At 31.7% G+C, this 5,518-nt stretch carries 5 protein-coding genes and 1 pseudogene; 4 read left to right on the top strand and 2 right to left on the bottom strand.

Features of this window, described 5'->3' with window-relative positions:
• Nucleotides 1-569: 569 nt before the first annotated feature.
• Both PMI10_RS17445 and rmuC read right to left on the bottom strand, forming a co-directional pair.
• Nucleotides 570-1,118, bottom strand: a complete 549-nt coding sequence (locus PMI10_RS17445) for an acyl-CoA thioesterase (protein WP_007810451.1) — start codon at nucleotides 1,116-1,118, stop codon at nucleotides 570-572.
• Nucleotides 1,119-1,155: 37 nt separating this feature from the next.
• A complete protein-coding gene (gene rmuC / locus PMI10_RS17440) occupies nucleotides 1,156-2,529 on the bottom strand; it encodes a DNA recombination protein RmuC (protein WP_007810449.1) in 1,374 nt (457 codons plus the stop codon).
• A 186-nt stretch (nucleotides 2,530-2,715) separates the two neighbouring features.
• Here rmuC and PMI10_RS17435 point away from each other — a divergent pair, with 186 nt between their 5' ends.
• The 4 genes and pseudogenes from PMI10_RS17435 to PMI10_RS17420 all read left to right on the top strand — a co-directional run.
• The gene (locus PMI10_RS17435; protein ID WP_007810447.1) at nucleotides 2,716-3,594 is read left to right on the top strand and encodes a protease complex subunit PrcB family protein; all 879 of its coding nucleotides are present in this window, start codon (nucleotides 2,716-2,718) and stop codon (nucleotides 3,592-3,594) included.
• Between the two features lie 4 nt (nucleotides 3,595-3,598).
• On the top strand, nucleotides 3,599-3,997 hold the full coding sequence (locus tag PMI10_RS17430; RefSeq protein WP_007810445.1) for a hypothetical protein: 399 nt from the start codon (nucleotides 3,599-3,601) through the stop codon (nucleotides 3,995-3,997).
• A 50-nt stretch (nucleotides 3,998-4,047) separates the two neighbouring features.
• The gene (locus PMI10_RS17425; RefSeq protein WP_007810443.1) at nucleotides 4,048-4,602 is read left to right on the top strand and encodes an RNA polymerase sigma factor; all 555 of its coding nucleotides are present in this window, start codon (nucleotides 4,048-4,050) and stop codon (nucleotides 4,600-4,602) included.
• Nucleotides 4,599-5,518 (top strand): annotated as a pseudogene (locus PMI10_RS17420) (hypothetical protein); the annotation flags it as partial. The gene PMI10_RS17425 and the pseudogene PMI10_RS17420, both read left to right, overlap by 4 nt.

Genomic DNA, 5,518 nt, shown 5'->3' with positions numbered 1-5,518 from the left:
TTGGCTTCGCTCAGGATAAACTTAATCGAAGGCTTTTTACATGCAAAGGGCTTCGACTCCGCTCAGCCTGACACCTATTTTGAATTACATGCAACGGTTATCTTAATAAATTTCAACTTCTGCCTTTTACTATTGCAGTGATGGCATTAATAATAAATAAAATCTGTACTCCTATAATATTAAAGAAAGATATCCAAATACTCCATATTATTTTATTGTTGAAATTCATATCAGTTATCAAAGATTCAAAATCTCCGGACTTTATATCTCTTATCAGTTGAAATAAAACACAAATTAGAATTAAACCTATAATACTTATCACAACATGTAAAATTGTCATCCATCTCACTAAACTAAAACTCGATTTTATTAAAGCAAAATAAATTATAGATAAAAGACCATAAAATAAAGATAAAATTATAGCTAAATCTGAGTACTTAATAACAAAATAGGTATCGTGTATATTGAAAATAAAGGTTTCATTGGGTTTAATAAAGCCACAAGTAAGAATTATTAAAGTTAGGACTACAAATAAAAAATGAGGTTTATTTAAAATATATTTTATCATACTATCCAATCTCCAACAATACATTATACTTGTCCAGACTCGCTAAATCTTCAATCGAATTTACTTTGGCTTCCCTGGCATGTTCTTCTATTTCTTTTTTGGTTTCAACTTGTTTTATACATTTTCTAAAACGGCGTACTTCATCCAAATTGGTTAAAATTAGTCCCGGAACCTGAACACTCTTACCTTCTTTATCTTTGGCAACCATCGTAAAATAAGATGAATTACAATGTTTGATTGCCCCGGTCTGAATGTTTTCCGCCTCGACACGAATGCCCACAATCATAGAACTGCGGCCAACATAATTTACGGATGCTTTCATAGTAACCAATTCGCCAACTTCTATAGGTTTCAAAAAATTCACTGTGTCAACTGAAGCTGTTACACAATAGTTTCCGCAAAATTTTGAAGCGCAGGCAAAAGCAATCTGATCTAACAATTGCAAAACATATCCTCCATGAATTTTTCCGCTAAAATTGGTATGCGACGGAAGCATTAATTCTGAAATACTAATTTTTGATGAAGCAACGGGTTTGAAATCTGTAGTCATTAATATATGTTTTATAGTTTTTGGTTCGTTTATTTTTTTAATTTAAAGATTGATTCTCTTCAGGATCTGATGCTCTGGCAATGATATTTTCAGGAAGGGATTTTTTAGCTTTGGCACCCATTTTCTTTAGTTTTTCAACACTTGAGATCAGATTTCCTCTGCCATCAACCAATTTGCTCATTGCATTTTCGTATTCGGTTTTTGTATCTTTAATTTTATTTCCAATTTTCACCAAATCAGTTACAAAACCTTCAAATTTATCGTATAATGCCCCCGCCTGGCGTGCAATTTCAAAAGCATTTTCCTGTTGTTTCTGATTGGTCCACATACTGTCAATAGTACGTAAAGTAGCCAATAAAGTAGTTGGGGTAACAATAACAATATTTCTGGAAAAGGCTTTATTGTACAAAGCAGAATCTTCGTTTAAGGCAATAGCAAAAGCTGGTTCTATAGGTATAAAAAGCAACACAAAATCCGGGCTTTCAATCTGATACAAATCGTGATAGTTTTTACTTCCGAGTTGTTCAACATGTCTTTTGATCGATATGACATGTTCTTTTAGAAATTCATTTTTAAGATTTTCGTCTTCTTCATTTATCCATTTTTCATAAGCCGTTAATGAAACCTTCGAATCGACAATCATCTTTTTCCCATCCGGCAAATTGATTACCACGTCCGGAAATACGCGATTCCCATCAGCATTGGTAAAACTCTGCTGTACTTCGTATTCTCTTCCTTTCTCTAAACCTGATTTTTCCAGAACACGTTCTAATACTAATTCGCCCCAATTACCCTGCATTTTATTGTCACCTTTTAAAGCTTTGGTCAGGTTTAAAGTCTCTTTGCTCATCTGAACGTTCATTTCACTCAGACCTAATATCTGCTGACGTAATGCGGCGTGATAATCGATACTTTCTTTATGGGTCTGTTCTACTTTTTGCTCAAAACCCTGAATTTTATCCTGTAAAGGCAACAGGATATTTTTCATGTTAACGTTATTTTGTTCCGTGAATTTTGCCGATTTTTCTTCGAGAATTTTATTCGCTAAATTCTCAAATTCTTTGGTGAATTTTTCCTGCAGCTCGGTTATTTCATTTTTCTGTTCTTTATGGCGCTCCCATAAGTTCTCGAAATCGACTTCTTTTTTGGAGAGCTGAATGGCTAAACTATCTTTCTCTGTCCGGATGTTTTCTTTTTCTGAATTTATTAAATACAGCTGTTTTTCTAAACTGCTTTTTACATTTTCAAATTGTTCTTTTTGCAATTGAAACTGTTTCTCAGCACTGTTTAGTTTTTCGTTCAAACTTACTCTCTCTGATTGGAATCCGGCAGAAAACAACAATTTACCCAAGAAAATCCCTAAGACCGAGGCAATAACGAAAACCAATAAAATCGGAAGAAAATCAAACATAAACACGCTAATTTCAAGTAAAAGTAAGCAATAATACGTAGTTCATAATTTTAAAAATTAAAATTTCACGAATTATATGCAATCCTAAATTAAATAAACAATTTTCAGAATATCAAAATAAATACTTTTTTACGCAACCATTTATTAATAACAACATCTATTAAATATAACCTATAAAAAAAAATTATGAAAAAATTAATATTAAGCTTACTGATAGCTTTTGGATTCAGTGCCTGTTCACTAAACGATGATGTAGCTAATGATACTTGTGGAGATTATGTGAATGTCCCTTTTACAGGTTTTCCTCTTTCATGCAACTATACTGTTAAACAACTTCCAACCAATCCAACTGCACTTGTAGTAAGCACACAGGAAAAAATGGATTTGTATTTTACGAAACATGCTAATACCTGCCCAAATCCAAGTGATCCTAATATCGATTTTACAAAAAATTATTTAGTCGGAATTTTTGCAGGTGAAAAATCAACTAACGGATATACTATAAAAATGACTTCGATTGTTGAAAATAGTTGCCAAATTGTTATCAATTTCTATGAAAGCGGTCCACAAGCCGGAGAAGCGATTACTCAGACCCCAACGTATCCTTCTGATTTTATTTTGATTCCTAAAACAGTAAAACCAATCTATTTTAATAAGACTACCGAAAGCCCGGATAACATTATAATTGGAAGTTTTTCCGCTCAATGTACCGGTGCAGACTGCCAACAGTTTTACCAGATAAATGACTTCAATATTCTGAAATTTTTAAATGTTGTTTCCGGAAGTTATGAATTTGGTCAATATAAATATACCGCAACAATAAAAAGGGGTGAGTATACGTTGTTCCTGAAAAATGTCCCAAACGAAATTTTAAACTTAAAAGGTCAAACGAAAACTTATGGAACGCCGGATTCAGCTGATCAGGGAGGTGTTTATTTTGAATTACATCAAGGTGGATTTACTACAAAAATTTATATCGATAATAACGATACAGCCGATCAAAGTGCGGAAATCAAAGTTTTCAAAAAAGCTATTAAGGATAAAATTATAACCTTAAAAAATTAAAATTATGAAAAAAAAACTATTGTTTTTGATTGCATTTTGTATGTTCACAACGGCTTATTCTTTAGAACTCTTTAAGAACGAAACCAATCAGATTATTGATACATGGATCTGGGAAAAATCGATTGGCGGAGAAAATAACCCTTACACTTCTACACCAAAAACAATTGGTTTTACAAAAAAAATAGTTTTTACCCCTGATGGAAAAATCATCACTTATAAAGATGATGTTGAAATTCGAAACAGCACCTATGAAATTACAAAAGGAATTAGTGTTTTCGATCAATTAGAACATGACCTTGTTACTTTTGAAGGCAAAACGTACATCATAGAAAATATTGATAATCAAAGCTTAACATTATTAAGCAATGATTCTGAGGGTACACGAACTATTTACAAAAAGTAGTTTAAACATTTAAAAAGCGCTATTTTTACAAATCAAAACAACCCTCATTTTTGAAAGACGATTTAGACATATATATAAAACTATGTATACAAAATGACAGAGCAGGACAACTGAAAATATATCAGTTGTTCTCTCCTGTTTTGTATGGTATTTGTCTAAAATATATGAAAAACGAAGACGATGCCAAAGATGTCTTTCAGGAAGCTTTTATCATTGCTTTTCAAAAAATTTATCAATATAAATTTGAAGGCAGTTTTGAAGGCTGGCTTAAACGGATTTTTATCAACAAACTAATTGAAACATTAAACAAGAAGAAAAAAGAAAATTTCTTTTTGGATGTTTTTGACCCTGATACCGATTTTATAGAAGAAGAGGAATTAGTAGAAACTATTCCGATACCAAAAGAAAAACTGCTTGAATATATCAGGGATTTACCAGATCAATACCGGATGGTTTTTAACTTATATATTTTTGAAAAAATGAAACACAAAGAAATTGCGGCACTGCTCAAAATTTCTGAAGGAACTTCAAAATCAAATTTAAACAGGGCCAAACAAATTTTACAAAAGAGAATTTTGAGTATTAAAAATTTTAAAACAGCATGAAAAAGCAAAATATAGAAGATATTTTTTCATCAATAGAAAACTTTTCGAGTGTTCCACCACCCGAATTATGGGATAATATTGAAGAAAAATTACATCCTCGTAAAAAGAAAAAAGCAACCATAATTTGGTGGGCACTTGCGGCCAGTCTTTTGATTGGATTGTCAATTCCGTCTGTTTTATATTTTAATTCAACTACCCAGGATTCAAATCCATTACAAAACAATTCAGTTGTACAGGAAAAAAACAGCAATCCTGATAAAAACAATACAATTTCTACAAGCAAAAATAATTCAGAAAAAAATATAAAACTCAATAAAGTTCAAGAACCGGCTATCGTTTCATCCGAGGCAGAAAATTCGGCTCAATCAAAAAATGAAAACAACATTTTAAACCAAAATACTGTCTCTAATAATACTTCAAACCAAAACGCTGATCTGAAAGCAAAAACTCATTCAAAACAGAATGCAGTTGTTAATGTTGCATCAAATCAAGGGGAGAATTCGAAAGTAAAAACATATCATATTCAAAACTCAAATTCAAACCAGTATTCAAATACGAACTCATATATTGATGAAAATGTAGTTTCAAAAAAGGGTGCAACAAACGATGCAACAATAGTTTCAAATTCAAAAAGCAAAGAAGAGGTGAATATTTCTGCTGAAAAGGAAACTTTAAATAATAATCCTGTAATTGTTTCAAATGCAATTTCAAAAAACAATAAAAATACAATCAGCCAATACGAAACGGAGCCAAAAAGCAACACTAAAAATGACGTTTCATTAACGGAAAAGAGAGTTGTAATTGATTCAAAAAATGGTTCACCGGAAAGTTTAATTAAAGATAAAGCTGTCGCCGGCAATTCAAAAAACAATACAAAATCTGATGTTTCACCAACAGGAAAGGCTGTTGTTATTGA

Source organism: Flavobacterium sp. CF136, from assembly GCF_000282055.1.
Taxonomy (GTDB): Bacteria; Bacteroidota; Bacteroidia; order Flavobacteriales; family Flavobacteriaceae; genus Flavobacterium.
This window is presented reverse-complemented; position numbering and strand designations above follow the sequence as displayed.

Coding starts and splice junctions, on each gene's coding strand:
- PMI10_RS17445 (WP_007810451.1), bottom strand. CDS start 1,118: ATGACTACAGATTTCAAACCCGTTGCTTCATCAAAAATTAGTATTTCA.
- rmuC (WP_007810449.1), bottom strand. CDS start 2,529: ATGTTTGATTTTCTTCCGATTTTATTGGTTTTCGTTATTGCCTCGGTC.
- PMI10_RS17435 (WP_007810447.1), top strand. CDS start 2,716: ATGAAAAAATTAATATTAAGCTTACTGATAGCTTTTGGATTCAGTGCC.
- PMI10_RS17430 (WP_007810445.1), top strand. CDS start 3,599: ATGAAAAAAAAACTATTGTTTTTGATTGCATTTTGTATGTTCACAACG.